The 14631-nt window shown below is 68.4% G+C and carries 12 protein-coding genes; 6 read left to right on the top strand and 6 right to left on the bottom strand.

Annotated elements, in window-relative coordinates:
• Positions 1 to 51: 51 nt before the first annotated feature.
• Both CSQ85_RS01265 and CSQ85_RS01260 read right to left on the bottom strand, forming a co-directional pair.
• Positions 52 to 1044 carry a sensor histidine kinase gene (locus CSQ85_RS01265; RefSeq protein ID WP_190972822.1) on the bottom strand — a complete coding sequence of 331 codons (993 nt, stop codon included), beginning with the start codon at positions 1042 to 1044 and terminating at the stop codon, positions 52 to 54.
• A gap of 10 nt (positions 1045 to 1054) precedes the next feature.
• Complete coding sequence (locus CSQ85_RS01260) at positions 1055 to 1753, bottom strand: response regulator transcription factor (protein WP_219894741.1); 699 nt, start codon at positions 1751 to 1753, stop codon at positions 1055 to 1057.
• 174 nt (positions 1754 to 1927) lie between these two features.
• On the opposite strand from CSQ85_RS01260, the gene CSQ85_RS01255 reads away from it, so the two are divergent.
• The 3 genes from CSQ85_RS01255 to CSQ85_RS12970 all read left to right on the top strand — a co-directional run bounded on the left by CSQ85_RS01255 (position 1928) and on the right by CSQ85_RS12970 (position 5298).
• Positions 1928 to 2755, top strand: a complete 828-nt coding sequence (locus CSQ85_RS01255) for an ABC transporter ATP-binding protein (protein WP_317909162.1) — start codon at positions 1928 to 1930, stop codon at positions 2753 to 2755.
• Positions 2752 to 3552 carry an ABC transporter permease gene (locus CSQ85_RS01250; protein WP_150382507.1) on the top strand — a complete coding sequence of 267 codons (801 nt, stop codon included), beginning with the start codon at positions 2752 to 2754 and terminating at the stop codon, positions 3550 to 3552. The genes CSQ85_RS01255 and CSQ85_RS01250 overlap by 4 nt, the downstream gene beginning before the upstream one ends.
• Before the next feature lie 117 nt (positions 3553 to 3669).
• A complete protein-coding gene (locus tag CSQ85_RS12970; RefSeq protein WP_190972821.1) occupies positions 3670 to 5298 on the top strand; it encodes a PolC-type DNA polymerase III domain-containing protein in 1629 nt (542 codons plus the stop codon).
• Between the two features lie 7 nt (positions 5299 to 5305).
• Here CSQ85_RS12970 and CSQ85_RS01240 read toward each other — a convergent pair whose 3' ends face one another.
• The gene (locus tag CSQ85_RS01240) at positions 5306 to 5839 is read right to left on the bottom strand and encodes a PadR family transcriptional regulator (protein ID WP_150382506.1); all 534 of its coding nucleotides are present in this window, start codon (positions 5837 to 5839) and stop codon (positions 5306 to 5308) included.
• A gap of 194 nt (positions 5840 to 6033) precedes the next feature.
• Here CSQ85_RS01240 and CSQ85_RS01235 point away from each other — a divergent pair, with 194 nt between their 5' ends.
• Positions 6034 to 6498, top strand: a complete 465-nt coding sequence (locus tag CSQ85_RS01235) for a MerR family transcriptional regulator (RefSeq protein ID WP_150382505.1) — start codon at positions 6034 to 6036, stop codon at positions 6496 to 6498.
• Between the two features lie 56 nt (positions 6499 to 6554).
• A complete protein-coding gene (locus CSQ85_RS01230) occupies positions 6555 to 7931 on the top strand; it encodes an MATE family efflux transporter (RefSeq protein ID WP_150382724.1) in 1377 nt (458 codons plus the stop codon).
• A 25-nt stretch (positions 7932 to 7956) separates the two neighbouring features.
• Here the strand turns inward: CSQ85_RS01230 and CSQ85_RS01225 are convergent, their stop codons facing one another.
• The 3 genes from CSQ85_RS01225 to CSQ85_RS01215 form a co-directional block, all read right to left on the bottom strand.
• The gene (locus CSQ85_RS01225; protein ID WP_190972820.1) at positions 7957 to 10512 is read right to left on the bottom strand and encodes an excinuclease ABC subunit UvrA; all 2556 of its coding nucleotides are present in this window, start codon (positions 10510 to 10512) and stop codon (positions 7957 to 7959) included.
• A gap of 23 nt (positions 10513 to 10535) precedes the next feature.
• A complete protein-coding gene (locus CSQ85_RS01220; protein WP_150382503.1) occupies positions 10536 to 12194 on the bottom strand; it encodes a protein kinase domain-containing protein in 1659 nt (552 codons plus the stop codon).
• 91 nt (positions 12195 to 12285) lie between these two features.
• Positions 12286 to 12735 carry a helix-turn-helix domain-containing protein gene (locus CSQ85_RS01215; RefSeq protein ID WP_107040495.1) on the bottom strand — a complete coding sequence of 150 codons (450 nt, stop codon included), beginning with the start codon at positions 12733 to 12735 and terminating at the stop codon, positions 12286 to 12288.
• Between the two features lie 379 nt (positions 12736 to 13114).
• On the opposite strand from CSQ85_RS01215, the gene CSQ85_RS01210 reads away from it, so the two are divergent.
• Positions 13115 to 14626, top strand: a complete 1512-nt coding sequence (locus CSQ85_RS01210; RefSeq protein ID WP_150382502.1) for a DUF6591 domain-containing protein — start codon at positions 13115 to 13117, stop codon at positions 14624 to 14626.
• The last annotated feature ends 5 nt before the right edge of the window (positions 14627 to 14631 follow it).

Genomic DNA, 14631 nt, shown 5'->3' with positions numbered 1-14631 from the left:
CCGCTAATGGGCGACACGCCCGGCCGCGACGTCGGGATCACGACGCCGGGCTCACGACGCCAGCGGCAGCGTGATGCGCATCGTCGTGCCCCGCGCCGACGTGGATTCGACGTCGAGCGTCCCGCCGTAGCGGTTCGCCACGTCGCGCGCCAGCGCGAGCCCCAGACCGTAGCCCTGATGGGCGGTGCCGTCGTCGTCGCGCGCGAAGCGCCGGAACAGTCGTTCGGGGTTCTCGCCGATGCCGGGCCCGTGGTCGGCCACGCGGATGACGGCGTCCCCGCGATGATGGTAGCCGACCGACACGGTCACATGCGTGCCGTCGGGCGCGTGCGCGACCGCGTTGTCCAATACGGCGACAAGGCAGCGCGACAATCCCACCGCGTTGCCCCGCACGACAAGATGCGCGGGATCGCCGTCGACTCGCCTGTCGATGACGACGCCGCGTTTGTCGGCGAGCGGCCGCACCGCGTCGACGGACTGGTCGACGACCCCGGCGAGCGGCACCAGCTCGGCGTCGACCGCGCCGCGCGCCGCGACGAGCAGGTCGGTGATGATCGCGTTCATGCGGTCGACGTCGCCGCGCAGGTCGTCGAGCGGGCCGTCGATGGGCTGGCCGTGCGCGCGGCGGAAGTCGATCAGGTCGATGCGTGTGGCGATGACGGCGAGCGGGGTCTTCAGCTCGTGGCTCGCGTCGGCGACGAAATCCTTCTGCAGTTCGAACGCGTGTTCGAGCGGCGCGACCTCCCTGCGCGAATAGTACCGGCCGATGACGGCGACCGAGACGATGACGCCGAGGACGAACAGGACGGTGAACCCCACGGCCTTCCTGGTGTCGATGACCATCATGCCGGAGCCGAACTGTTCGGTGACGCTCATGGCGTTCGGATCGATGCCGCGTTCAACGAACTCGTGGCGGGAGCCGAGCAGCACGCCGAGGACGAACAGGATGCCGCCGAGGATGGTGACGGCCGCCATCGCGACGGTCATGCGCAGGCTGACGAGTCCGGCGATGCGCCCGTGCGAGCCTTCTCGATTGTCCATCATGCCACGCATGTCACGCCTCCGGGTTGCCGATGCGGTAGCCGCGCCCGCGCACCGTGTCGATGATGCGGCGCGTGGTCTTGCCGCGCACGTACGAGACGTACACGTCGACGGCGCCGATGTCGGAGCCGTCCGAGAAGGCGGCGCGCAGGATCTCCTCCCGACCGAATACATGGTCGGGGGCGGCGGCGAGCGCGGCGAGCAGTCTCGTCTCGGTCTCGGTCAGCGGGACCGTGCGCCCGTCGGGATCCTCGATGACGTTCGCGTCGGGTTTGAGCAGCCAGTCGCCGATCATGGCGGATGCGGCCTGCGCGTGGAATCCGCGCAGCAGGGCGCGCAGCCGGGCTTCGAGTTCGGCGAAGTGGAAGGGTTTGGTCAGGTAGTCGTTGGCGCCGGCGTCGAGGCCGTCGACGATGTCGTCGACGTCGGCGAGCGCGGTGAGGACCAGCGCGGGTGTGGTGACGCCGCCGGCCCTGAGGGAGCGGATGAGGTCGAGTCCGTCGCCGTCGGGCAGGCGCCGGTCGACGACGAGCGCGTCGTAGCGGTTCGTGTTGAGGAGGTTCCGGGCCTCGCGTTCGGTGCGCGCCCAGTCGACGCGGTGGTCGGCGCCGAGCATTTCGGCGGTCATGGCCCCGAGGTCGGGGTCGTCCTCGAGGAACAGGATGGCGGGCATGAGGAGCCTGCCGGGGTCGGTCATGTCGTTCGTCGTCATGCGCGTCCGTCCTTTCGCTGTTCGTGCCGGCTCGGGCGTCGGCATGATCCGTCATCGCCCATCGCGGTGGCGTTATGGTTGTCCTTGATATATCAGACATTCCAGAGTCTAAGACCGCGCTAAGAAACGCTTGCGGGTTGGGGTGGCCATCATGGCAAGGTATCGTGCGCTGGTATGAGTGGGATGCATGTATTCACGGCCGAGGGGGTGTCGTGCACGGTGCCGTCGCCCGACGGCGAGCGCACGGTGTTCTCTGGGTTGGATTTCGCGATCGACGCCGGAGTGATCGTCGATCTGGTGGGGCCGTCGGGTTCGGGCAAGAGCAGCCTGCTGACGGCGTTCGCGTTGCTGAACCCGCATGCGCGTGGCACGTTCGCGTTGGGCGGGCGGGATTCGTCCGGGTTCACGCCGCAGCGGTGGCGTCGTGAGGTCGCCTATCTGCCGCAGAAGCCGGTGCTGCCGGGGGCCACGGTGGCGGATGCGATCCGCCTGCCGTTCGTGCTGTCGGTGAGGGCCGGCGGTGAGGCCGGACGGGATGGGCGCGACGGGAACGGCGCCCGTCGTCCGGGAGGACTGTTCGGCCGGTTCGCGGCGTTGTTCCGTGACGGCGAGGCGAACGCGCGGAGGCTGCTGCCCGAGGATCGCATACGGCAGACGCTGGATGCGATGGGCTGCGGGGACATCGATCTGACGCGCGCCCCGCATGACCTGTCCGGCGGGCAGGCGGCGCGCGTCTCGCTGGCAAGGACGCTGCTGACGTCGCCGAGGGTGCTGCTCGCCGACGAGGTGGACGCCGGTCTGGACGACGAGAACGCCGAGAAGGTCGCCTCGATCATGGCCGACGCGGCCGCGCATGGCATGGCGATCGTGCGCATACGGCACCGTCCGCCGGACGGGCGCGCCTCGCGGATCGTGACGCTGGCCCACGGCGTGCTGTCATGGGACGGGAACCGCGCGAAGGATCCGGATGATAAGGATGCGAACAAGGAGGCGGTCGCATGAGCGACAACGCGTATGACATCGACGTGTGGGGTCTCGTCGTCGCCTTGGCGATGGTGGCGGCCGCGGCCGGCGTGAGCGGCCTGATGCGCATGGGCATCGGGCGCTCGCTGATGTGGTCGGCGTGCCGCGCCCTGCTGCAGCTGTGCGCGATGGGCTTCGTCGTCGGCTATGTGATCCGCGCGGACAACGTGTTCCTCGTCTTCGCGACGATCGGCGTGATGCTCGTCGCCGCCGTGCAGATCACGCTGTCACGCGCCAAGGGCGTGCCGAAGGGGCTCGCGGGACCCGTGCTGCTGAGCCTGACGGTCACGATGCTGCTCATGATCGCGCTGGTCACGGAGCTCGTGGTGCGCCCCCACCCGTGGTATGCGCCGCAGCTGGTCGTGCCGTTGACCGGCATGCTGTTGGGCAACACGGTCTCCGCGCTGGCGGTCGGGTTGAGCCGGTTCTACGAGAGCATGGGCGAGCGTCGCGACGAGATCGACACGATGCTCGCCCTGGGCGCGACCGCGTGGGAGGCGGCACGCCCCTCGATCGTCTCGTCGATCCGGCTCGGCCTGCTGCCCACGATGGCGACGCTCGCCTCCTGCGGGATCGTGACGATCCCGGGCATGATGGCCGGCCAGGTCATCGCCGGCGGCGACCCGTTGGAGGCCGCCAAATACCAGTTCGTCGTGTTCGCCGCGATCTCCGCGCTGACGCTCATCGCCGACGGGCTGATCATGGCGATGGTCTACCGCACCTGTTTCACCGCGCTCGACCAGTTCCGGCCCGTCGACATGCGCGGCGTGCGCTGAGCCGGGGCCCGCAGACCGAATTCGCCCACTGTTCTCCGGCGATTCGCGCGACCACGCCGCCACGAGCGCTACCATAGGCTGTGCGGGGGCATGGGTCCCCGCGTGTTTGGTGAATGAATGAGTAGCGAAGACAACAGCAAAGACAACGGAACAATGGAAAACAGTGGTTTTACGATCGACCGCTCATGGCTGACCGAGGCGAAGGAAAGCATCAGCCAGTGGTCGTACATCATGTTGAAGGACGCGGACAACAACGACATCGACTGGGATTGGGTGAAGAGACTCGATCTGGAGCACGGCATCGGCGTGGCCTCCCCCGCCGATCTGGAGGCCGGGGCCGGCTCGAACGTGCACGACCTGCTCAAGGAGGATCTCGCGATCCGCGACCGGCTGGATGCGATCATCGCGAAGATGAGCATGACGTTCATGCGCGACTTCGACCGCCGCATCACGACCTATGAGCTGCCGCGCGCGCTCGCCTACGCGGACCGCAGGCTCAACGACCAGATCCAGCTGCTGCGCGACCGCGGCATCGCCGAAGGGCTGTGGACGGTCGAGGACGAGGACCGCCAGCGCGTCACCGTGCCGGTGCTCACCGCCGCGAAGGACGGCGTGGTCGTCGACGACATCCAGGACCGCACGGCCGAGATCGTCAACGCGCGCGCCGAACAGCGCAAGGCCGACCGAGCCAAGCGCGAGGAGGCGCGCCGCCACCGCGAGCAGACGCTGTTCGAAGCCGACGAGGTGAGGTACGGCTCCGTCGAGGCGGGACCGGACGAGTCCGCGCCAGCGGACTCCAGCTCCGATCAGGGCAGCCCCGACTACCTGATCGAGGGGCAGCCCGTCATCAACGACGACAACCCGGCCGTGCCGTCCGTCGAACAGGTCAACCGCGACGAGACCGCCGTGCCGGAGGCCCGCTTCGAGAAGTCGCGCCATGCGGCCGCCGAGCATGTGGCCGAACGTCAGGCCACCCGTCCGAAGGACTACTGGCGCGAGGTGTTCCTGCCGGGACGCGACGTGGACAAGGTGATGGGCATCGACCTGGAGACCAACGGCACCGAACCGGCCCGCACGTACATCATCGATGTCGGCTTCGAATACATGAACATGAAGTCGCCGCGTCCGGCCGACCAGCCGACCGGATACCGCTACGACAAGGACTACTACGAGGGCGGCGACGCCTACGACCAGCACCGTTGGTCGTTCGGCGTGACCCCGGAGGCGGCCCGCCACGGCAACCCGTTCATCATCCAGCTGACCGGCATCGACATCAAGGAGCGTGTCGGCGCGGACTACCCGCTGTTCGACGAGGACCCCGAGGCGCAGGCCGAACTCCTCAGGCGCCTCACCTCGCAGCCGTTCGTCGCGCACATGGCCACGTTCGAGCACAGCTTCTTCATGCTCAACGTCAAGGGCTACGCCGAGGCGTACCGCAACGGCCATGTGACCATCATCGACACGCTGCCGATGAGCCGCCTGTGGGACGAGGGGTCCATCCCCAGCGAGGACCATCCCGACGGCGACAACCGCCTCGACGCGTACGCGAAGCGTCAGGGCGCGCTGCACGAGGACGACGCCGAACGGCATCTGGGGCTCGAGGACACGCACATCATGCTGCTGGCGATGAAGCACCACCTCACCCAGCTCAAGGCCGAGGCGCGAGGCCCGTGGGGTCCGAACGGCAAGGCCGGCGTCGGCGGCAAGCGCATCGTCAACTACCGTCGCCGTCACTGGAGGCGCTGATCGGCGCCTATGCGGCGTCGATGCCGAGCATCGCGCGCAGCCAGTCGAGTTCGGCGGCGACCTGCGCGTCATGCACGCCGATCAGCCCCTTACGGTAGGGGTCGTCGATGTGGTCGACGGTCAGCGGGTTGCCGGCCTCGCAGTAGAAGAAATGCACGTCGCCGCGCGACAGCAGGTCGTAGCGGCGGCGCAGCACGGCGTCGCGGTCCTTCTTGTCCGGCACGACGGACAGGAAGGTGAGCACGACACGCCACCGGTTGAAATCGCTGACATTGAACCCGTCGGCGCCTGTGAGCTCCTCGACGAGCCGGTCGCGCCCGGCCGGCTCCAGCGTGAACAGGTGGCGCCGGCGGCCGTCGCGCACGTCGGTTCTCTCGGAGATGAGACCGGCCTTCACCAGTCGACCGGTCGCCGGGTAGATCGCCCCGTCGCTGAACCTGCGCATGTCGCCCTGCAGCTGTTCCATCTTCTTGCGCAGCTCGTACCCGCACATCGTCCTCTCGGACAGGAATCCGAGGATCATCATCTCGATCAGGCTCATACGCCCAGCTTACCTGTTCTTCCGTCCCGGGGATTCGCCCTCTGGCGATGGGGCGCATCCAGCAATATCATGGCGCGGCGAAACCCGCGGCCGCCGTGCCCGTCGCCTTGACCTCAAGCGCTCGAGGTCCGTAGATTGCTTGGTGAACGGCTAGGCATACCGAACATACCGATAAGGAGCTAAGGAGCGAAGTCATGAGCGTCACCGCATGGCACACCATCCGCGAGGCGTCGCTGGCGTCCGGTCTTCCGGAGTCGACGCTGCGCTACTACGAGCAGATCGGCATCATTCCGCCGATCGCGCGCGACCAGTCCGGGCGTCGCGCGTATTCGGACGATGACCTCGAACGTCTGACGACGGTGGCGTGCCTGTCGGCCACGGGCATGCCGCTGGAATCGATGCGCGAGTACCTGCGCAACACGAGGGACGGCGCGGACGGGGCGTCCCGGCAGATCGAGCTGCTTGACGCGCAGGCGCTGCGTCTCGCCGCCCGGGCCGAGGCGATCCGCATGCAGCAGGCGTACGTCTCGCTCAAGACCCTGTACTGGCGCGCCGTCGCCGAAGGCCGTGAACGGGACGCCGAGGCGCTCATCGAGGAGCATCGGGACGTCATCGAGCAGGTGAAGCGGCTGCAGGACGGCGGCGTGCCCGGCAGGTGACCATGTTCCTTGCGACGCGACCGGCGCAAAGAGTACAGTAACGCCCCGTGGTACGGATGCAGCAGGGAATCAGGCAGGGAATCAGAAGGGCGTCGGCCGACGCGAAATACCGGCAGATGACGCAAAGCCCGATCAGACCGCTGATCCTTCGTCTGTGCGTTCCGGCGGTGATCTCGAATCTGGTGACCACCGCGTACAACCTCACGGACACGTACTTCATCGGCCAGCTCGGCACCTCGCAGTCCGGCGCGATCGGCATCGCGTTCTCGATCATGACGATCCTGCAGGCGATCGGCTTCTTCTTCGGCAACGGCGCGGGCAATTCGATGAGCCGCGAGCTCGGCAAGCGCAACAACGAGAGGGCGTCCCGGCTGCTGTCCATCGGCTTCGCCGGCTCGTTCCTCTGCGGTCTCGTCGTCACGGTCGTTTGCCTGTCCACGCTGCGGCCGTTGGTCATGGCGCTCGGCTCCACCGACACGATCGCGCCATACGCGGTGACCTATCTGACGCCGATCCTCGTCGCCGCCCCGTGCGTGTGCGGCTCGTTCGCGCTCAACGGCCTGCTGCGCTATCAGGGGCAGTCCGCGTTCGGCATGATCGGACTCGTCTCCGGCGCGCTGCTCAACTTCCTGCTCGCGCCGCTGTTCATCTTCGTGCTCGGCCTCGGCATCTTCGGCGCAGGGCTGGCCACCGGCATCTGCCAGACCGTGAGCTTCCTGATCCTGACCATCATGAGCGCGAGGTTCGGCGTGCTGAGACTCTCCCTGCGCAACTGCCGACCCGATCCCCTGCTGTTGCGCGAGATCGCTGGCGGAGGCTTGCCGTCGCTCGTCCGTCAGGGCGCCGGATCGATCGCCACCACCTGCGTGAACATCGCCGCGAACCCGTTCGGCGACGCGGCGATCGCCGGCATGGCCATCGTCATGCGCATCATGCTCGGCGCCAACTCGGTCATCATCGGCCTCGGCCAGGGGTTCCAACCGGTGTGCGGCTACAACTACGGGGCGGGGAAGTTCGCGCGCGTGCGCGAGGCGTTCTGGTTCTGTGTGAAGCTGTCCACCGGGGTGCTGCTGGCGTTGGCGGTCGTCATCTGGGCCGTCGCCCCGCAGCTGGTCGAGATCTTCCGCTCCGACCCGGCCGTGGTGGCCGTCGGCGTCGCGGCGTTGCACTTCCAGTGCGTGACCGTCGTGCTCAACGGCGTGAACATGATGGGCAACATGATCTCGCAGACGCTGGGTCAGACGGGCATCGCCTCGTTCCTCGCGGTGTGCCGCACCGGCCTGTACCTCGCGCCGATCGTGCTCGTCCTGCCGCACCTGATCGGCGTGACCGGCGTCGAGGCGGCGCAGTCCGTGGCGGACGTGCTCACGTTCGCCACCACGATCCCGTTCATGCGCCATATCCTCGGCAACGTGCTGAAGGACAGGGCGTGACGGCCGGCCATTGCCCCAGCCGGTTTTAGCGCAGGTACCGCCCGGTGACGCTCGCCGGGTTCGCGGCGACCTCGTCCGGCGTGCCCTCGGCGACGATCCTGCCGCCGGCCTCGCCGCCGCCCGGTCCCATGTCGATGATCCAGTCGGCGTTGGCGATCACGTCGAGGTCATGCTCGATGACGACGACGGTCGCGCCGGACGCGACAAGACGGTCGAACACGCCGAGCAGGACGCGCACGTCGAGCGGGTGCAGGCCGATCGTCGGCTCGTCGAACACGAACACGGCGTCCGACTGCGCGCGCCCCATCTCGCTCGAGAGCTTGAGCCGCTGCGCCTCCCCGCCGGACAGGGCCGGGGTCGGCTCACCCAAGGTGAGATAGCCGAGACCGAGATCGTGCAGCGTCGTCAGGCGCGCATGCACCTTGCGCAGGTCGGCGGTCGCCGCCAGGGCCTCGTCAACGCTCATCGCCATGAGACGCGGCAACGACAGCCCGCGCCCGTCCTTCGCGCGGCGCAGGATGCCGTCGGCCTCATGCGAGTAGCGTGAGCCGCGGCAGTCGGGGCATACGATGTCCACGTCGGGCAGGAACTGCACGTCCAGCGAGATCGAACCGGTGCCGTCGCAGGTCGGGCAGCGCAGCCGACCGGTGTTGTAGGAGAAGTCGCCGGCCTTCCATCCGCCCGCCTTGGCCGTCTCGGAACGCGCGAAGGCGCGTCGCAGGTCGTCGTGGACGCCGGCGTACGTGGCGACGGTGGATCGCACGTTCGCGCCGATCGGCGTCGCGTCGATGAGGTTCGCGCGTGTGATGCCGGCCGCGTCGATCGATCTGACGTGCGCGGGCAGGGCCACGCCGTCCACGCCGTCCGTGTCCTCCGCGTTCTCCGCGCCATGCTCCGCGTTCGCCCGCAGCGCCGGGATCAGCGACTCCAGCACCATCGTCGTCTTGCCCGACCCGGACACGCCGGTCACGACGACGAGCCTGCCGCGCGGCACGTCCACCGCAAGCGGTTTGACCGTGTGGATCGGACCGGTCTGCATGTGGATGCGGCCGAGGTCGAACATATGGTCGTCCCCGATCCGCGGACGCACGCGTGCCGGACCGTCCTCGAGGAGGAACGGCGCGATGCGGCTGCCCTCCCCCGCGGACCCCGCGGCACCCGCGACGTCGGCGACCGACCCTTGGGCGACCACGCGCCCGCCGCCCGCGCCCGCGGCCGGCCCCATCTCGATGAGATGGTCGCAGGCCTTGAGCACCCGCACGTCATGGTCGACGACGACCACGGTGTTGCCGTCCGCCACGAGATCGCGCATGACGCCGATGAGACCGTCCACGTTCGCCGGATGCAGTCCGATCGACGGCTCGTCGAGCACGTACAGCACCCCGGTGGTGCGGTTGCGCACGGCGCGGGCCAGCTGCACGCGCTGGCGCTCGCCGGTGGACAGCGTGGAGCCCGCGCGGTCGAGCGTCAGGTATCCGAGTCCCAGCTCCAGCAGGCGTCCGGCCACGTCGAGGAACGATTCGCCGATGTTCGTCGCCATCGCCCGCAGCTCCGGATCGAGCGAATCCGGGACGCCCTTCACCCAGGAGACGGCCTCGTCAAGCGTCATCGCGCTCGCCTCGGCCAGGTTGGAGCCGCGCACCCGCGGGGCGCGCGCGGCCTCGCTCAGCCGTGTGCCGCCGCACGCCGCGCACGGTCTCTCCTCGAGGAACCGGGCGACGCGTTTCAGCCCCTTCTCGTCCTTCGCCTTGGCGAGCGCGTTCTCGACGGTGTAGACGGCGTTGTAGTAGGTGAAGTCGAGTTCGGCGAAATCGTCGCTTTTCTTCGACCGGTAGAGGATGTGCTTCTTGACGGCGGGGCCGTTGAACACGATGTCGCGCTCCCTGTCGGTGAGCTCGCGGAACGGCACGTCGGTGCGCACGCCCATCGCACGGCACACGTCCTTCATGAGATCCCACATGAGCGAACCCCATGGCAGCACGGCGCCGTCGTCGATGCTCTTCGACTCGTCCGGCACGAGGGCGGCGCGGTTCACCTCGCGCACGACGCCGGTGCCGGAGCAGGCGGGGCAGGCGCCGGCCGAGTTGAAGGCGAGGCTTTCGGCGCCGGGTCCGTGGAACTCGCGGCCGCATCCCGCGCAGGTGATCGGCAGTTCGGCGGCGACGGCGAGCGTGGGCCCGTTGCGCGCGCCGCAGTGCGGGCACACGTGCGAGCCGACGCGGGAGAAGAGCAGGCGCAGGCTGTTGAGCAGTTCGGTCATCGTGCCGAACGTGGAGCGTACGGACGGCACCGCGGGGCGCTGGTGCAACGCCAGCGCGGCGGGGACGTGCAGCACCTCGTCGACCTGCGCGCGGGACGCCTGGGTGAGGCGGCGGCGGGTGTAGGTGGACAGCGCCTCCAGATACCGCCGCGATCCCTCGGCGTAGAGCACGCCCAGGGCGAGCGAGCTCTTGCCCGATCCGGACACGCCGGCCACGCCCGTCAGCGCGTGCAGCGGCACGTCGACGTCCACGTCCCTGAGGTTGTGCACGCGCGCCCCGCGCACCTCGATGGCCGTGGGGCCCTGCGATTCGTCGTTCATGCGGCCAGTATATGTCCGTCGAATCATCCGGTGTGCGCGTACAGCTCGTACGACGCGTAGTCCGGCGGCCCGTAGACCTCGATCGAGAAGGCGCGTCCGGCACCCTTCGCCGGCTTGCCGACGTTGGTGTCGCGTCCGAAGACGATGGCTCCGGAGGCGTCGCGCAGCACCAGCGAGACGACGACGTCGCTGGCGTACACGCCCTTGCCGTTGTCGTCGTCCCGTTCGGTGACGACCTCGCCGCTGAAGGTGACGCCGCCGGGTTCGAGACGGCGTTCCCTCGCCCCGGTGACGGCGTACGTCTCGGCGCCTTCGGTGTCGATGAGGTCGCCGTCTTCGGGAGCCTCGACGGCGAACTCCACGTCGGCCGGAGGCGTGCCGTCCCCGCACTGGCCGCCGTCATACATGGTCTGTCCGGGGTAGACGATCGACATGACGTGCGTCTCGGAGAACAGCACCGAGCCGTCCTTGTCCCGCCCCGTGACCGTGACCTTCGGGAACCGCACGCTGCGGTCGGCGTCGGTATTGCGCACCGCGACGGCGTATTGGACGTATCCGGCCTCGGCGGACCAGCCGTGTTCGACGAGTTCCAGCGGGTTGCCCGCGGTGACGTCCGTTCCGGAGGCGCCCCCTTGGGCGTCGTCGTTCCCCGACCCGCCGTCCGTCCCCCCGCCCATGTCCGTCCGCGCCTGCGAGGAGACGGCGACATCAGGGGACTCGTTCCGGTGTCCCAGCGCCACGTATCCCGCGTATCCCGCGCCGGATGCGATGAGCAGCGCCGCCGTCCCCGCGGCGATCCACGCGACGGCCCGGCCCCGTCCCCCATGCGCCGCCGGACGATGACGCGGCCGGGGATGCGTCGTGGCGTCGACGCCGCCCCGTTCGAGGTCACGGCGCAGTTCGTCGACGTCGCGCATGCGGGCGCTCGGCTCGAACGCGCACGCCTTGGCGATCACGGCCTTGACTGCGGACGGGGCGTCCGCCGAGGCGAGCGCCGCGTCATACGACCCGTCCGCGGGATGGACGCCGGTGAGCATGTATCCGAGCAGCCGTCCGAGCGCGTACACGTCCGTGCGCGCGTCGGTGGGCGCGAACCCGTACTGCTCCGGCGCGGCGAACCCCCAGGTGCCGAGCGTGGTGGTGTCGCGGGACCGTCTCGCCCCTTTCCCGCCGGCGTCGCCCGCGGCCGGCCGTTCGCGCGCGATGCCGAAGTCGATGAGGTGCGCGCCGTCGGCGGCAATGACGACGTTGCCGGGCGAGATGTCCCTGTGGATGACGCCGTGCGCGTGCAGCTCCCCCACCGCCTCGCACAGCTGCACTGCGATGCGCACGGCCTCGGCGGCGTCCAGACCACGCCTCAGCCCGTCACGCGTGACGCGCCCGCCGTGTTCCCCGACGTACCGTTCGAGCGTGATCCCGTCCACATAGTCGTAGACGACCACGAAACGGTCGGGCAGCTCATAGGTAGCCTCGACGCGTGGCAGCCGGGTCGAACGGCATTCGGCGAGCGCGGACCACAGCCGTCTGCGCGCCAGACGCAGCGGTATCCTCTTGCGCACGAACGGGCCGGCGCCGTCCAGGCTCACCAGTTCGGTGGTGCCGTCCACGCCGTCGGCCAGCACGGCCTCGACGCGGTAGGCGTCGTCGAGGCCCATGGCGTGCAGTGTCTGCCTGTCGTCCATATCCGTCCGTTTCCCGTTCCTTGTCGATCGGTCCGATCGGTCTCGTCAATCGGTCTTGTCAATCTCGGTCGGCACCGACCCGCGCCGCCGTTCAGTCCGCGTCGAGCAGGGTCGGTTCGCGCAGCCGGTACAGTTCGTCGTCCGTTTCGGCCCGGTCGAATCCGTTGCGTATGCACCAGATGATGATCGCGTCCCTGCGCTGTCGGCACCACAGCTCGGAGACCCCGGCGAACCGCAGCAGCCGTTGCGTCTCGCGCAGGTCGCATCCCAGCCCGAAGGCGAGCATGATCGCGTGGTCCCGCCCGGGGCGGCTTTTGCCGGCGAAGATGTCGTAGACGACGGTGGCGTTGAGCCCGGATGCGCGGGCGACGCCGGCGCGTTTGAGCCCGTGCCGTTCGAGCAGGAATCGCAGGTAGTCGACCAGGTTCCGGTCGATGACGCGTTCCTCGTCAAGATACGTCTCGATGCTGTCGCTGGCGAGGAGACGGTCCAGGAGCTCTTCGGTCAACGGCGCGCGACGCGGCGTGGGATTCGTGGTCATGGTCCCTTTATACCCATTTCACGGAATTTCAGTTGGCGACTGAGGATTCGGGGCGCCGCGCGCCCGACAATACATGCTGCCGTCAATGTCGCTTCCCGAAAAGCGCGCTGCAGGAAACCCGTGGAAAGGACCGATGAACGAGGACATAATTTTTACAAAAAGCCAATTTACATACATTTTCACATTGGATTACATTGATTTTGATAGGCAGCACCGCGACATGATCGACCGGAGAGATCGACCGGAGAGATCGACCGGAAGGAGCGAGGAGCATGAACGAACGCCTGCTTACCGCCATCGCGGTAGGAGCGACCGTGGCCGTCGCCGGACTCGTCGCCTCCGCGCTCACCCTGCTGATGTTGGAGAAAAGGAACAGAACATGACAACACCATCCGGCCAGCCCTTCCAGCCCATCGACCCCGCCCAGCCGTCGCAGCCGACGGCGTCCGAAACGCCCGCGACTCCCGTGACGCCCATGGCCCCCGAGGCCCGTGACGCCGACCGCACATACGCGGTCGGCGCGCAGCAGCTGGGCCGGGTCGTCCACGAGCTGCTGACCACGGGCGCCACGTTCACGCTGGACGGCGAGGACCCGAACACCGGGACCGTCACCTTCCATGACTACAACGGGGCGCGCTTCACCCTGACCATGTCCCCTTCGGCCGACGGCACGCAGACGCGCCTGTCCGCCGAAGGCGATCAGGGCGGCAGACGCGCCGCCGAGTTCTACGCCGCGCTCGACCCGCGCGTGCCGGCACCGGTCCCGTCGGCGCCGTCGTCCCCGGACGGCCGGCCCGCGTCCGGCTCCCACGCGGCGCGTTCGCGTCAGGGCCGTCACGGGGCGCCGGCCGCCGCGACCCCTGACACCACGGACGCCCCGAACAGGCGGAAGCTGTCCTGGCTGACGGTGATCGCGGTCGTCTTCGCCGCGTTCTTCCTGATCGGCTCGTTCAACGGCATCACCACATGGTCCACCCTGCTCACCCTCACGGCGATCAGCGCCGCCCTCTCGGCCATCGCCGTCTACATCACCCGCAAAGACGCCAAGGGCAAGGGCCGCATGCTCGCATGGGCCGCCGCAGGGCTGACCGCCGTGGCCCTGGTCGTCGGCTGCGTGAACGTCGTCCGCGCCGGCGTCCAGAAGAAGGCCGACGAACAGGCCTTCCAGGAGTCGATGAAGGTGACCTGCGGGGACTACACGTGGCCCACCTCCGACCTCGTCGCCCAGCTCCCCAAGCCCCAATCCGCCACGGGCGAGATCCGTGTCGAAAGCTCGAGCTCGTTCAGCATCGCGGTGTGCGACACCGACGCGAGCGGATACGACGCCTACGTCAAGGCGCTGCAGGAGAAGGGGTTCACCGTCGACTACAGCAAGACGGACACCGCGTTCAACGGCAAGAACGAAGCCGGGTACAGCGTCCACGTCGACATCAACGAATACAACGACGACGTGATGGACATCGCCATCTACCCGCCGTCCACGGCCACCGCGGACAGTACGGACGGCACAGGCTCGACCGGTTCGAGCGACTCCGGCAGCGCTTCGGGAACCGATTCCGGCGACAATGCGTCGGACTCCGGCGCCCAGTCCGACCAGACGCAGTCGACGCCGTCCGACGGCCCGTCCTCCGGCACCTCCGAAAGCGATTTCAAAGCCGCGATGGACAGCTACGAGAAGACCATGAACAGCTACGTCGACTTCATGAACAAGTACGATTCGCAGGGCCGTCCGGTCAGCATGCTCGCCGACTACACCAAGCTCATGGTCCAGTACAACGACGCGATCAAGAAGTTCGAGGCCGTGGACGAAGGCACGCTGACGCCCGAGGAGCAGCAGTACTACATCGAAGTGCAGACCCGAGTGAACCAGAAGCTCGTCACGCTGCAGTGAGGGGG

Origin of the sequence: Bifidobacterium rousetti, assembly GCF_008698235.1 — a bacterium.
Lineage (GTDB): Bacteria > Actinomycetota > Actinomycetes > Actinomycetales > Bifidobacteriaceae > Bifidobacterium > Bifidobacterium rousetti.
This window is presented reverse-complemented; position numbering and strand designations above follow the sequence as displayed.

Bases quoted from the DNA above. Each gene is read 5' to 3' on its own strand.
- CSQ85_RS01250 (WP_150382507.1), top strand. From the start codon at position 2,752: ATGAGCGACAACGCGTATGACATCGACGTGTGGGGTCTCGTCGTCGCC.
- CSQ85_RS01260 (WP_219894741.1), bottom strand. From the start codon at position 1,753: ATGACGACGAACGACATGACCGACCCCGGCAGGCTCCTCATGCCCGCC.
- CSQ85_RS01230 (WP_150382724.1), top strand. From the start codon at position 6,555: ATGCAGCAGGGAATCAGGCAGGGAATCAGAAGGGCGTCGGCCGACGCG.
- CSQ85_RS01235 (WP_150382505.1), top strand. From the start codon at position 6,034: ATGAGCGTCACCGCATGGCACACCATCCGCGAGGCGTCGCTGGCGTCC.
- CSQ85_RS01225 (WP_190972820.1), bottom strand. From the start codon at position 10,512: ATGAACGACGAATCGCAGGGCCCCACGGCCATCGAGGTGCGCGGGGCG.
- CSQ85_RS01220 (WP_150382503.1), bottom strand. From the start codon at position 12,194: ATGGACGACAGGCAGACACTGCACGCCATGGGCCTCGACGACGCCTAC.
- CSQ85_RS01215 (WP_107040495.1), bottom strand. From the start codon at position 12,735: ATGACCACGAATCCCACGCCGCGTCGCGCGCCGTTGACCGAAGAGCTC.
- CSQ85_RS01210 (WP_150382502.1), top strand. From the start codon at position 13,115: ATGACAACACCATCCGGCCAGCCCTTCCAGCCCATCGACCCCGCCCAG.
- CSQ85_RS01240 (WP_150382506.1), bottom strand. From the start codon at position 5,839: ATGAGCCTGATCGAGATGATGATCCTCGGATTCCTGTCCGAGAGGACG.
- CSQ85_RS12970 (WP_190972821.1), top strand. From the start codon at position 3,670: ATGAGTAGCGAAGACAACAGCAAAGACAACGGAACAATGGAAAACAGT.
- CSQ85_RS01265 (WP_190972822.1), bottom strand. From the start codon at position 1,044: ATGATGGACAATCGAGAAGGCTCGCACGGGCGCATCGCCGGACTCGTC.
- CSQ85_RS01255 (WP_317909162.1), top strand. From the start codon at position 1,928: ATGAGTGGGATGCATGTATTCACGGCCGAGGGGGTGTCGTGCACGGTG.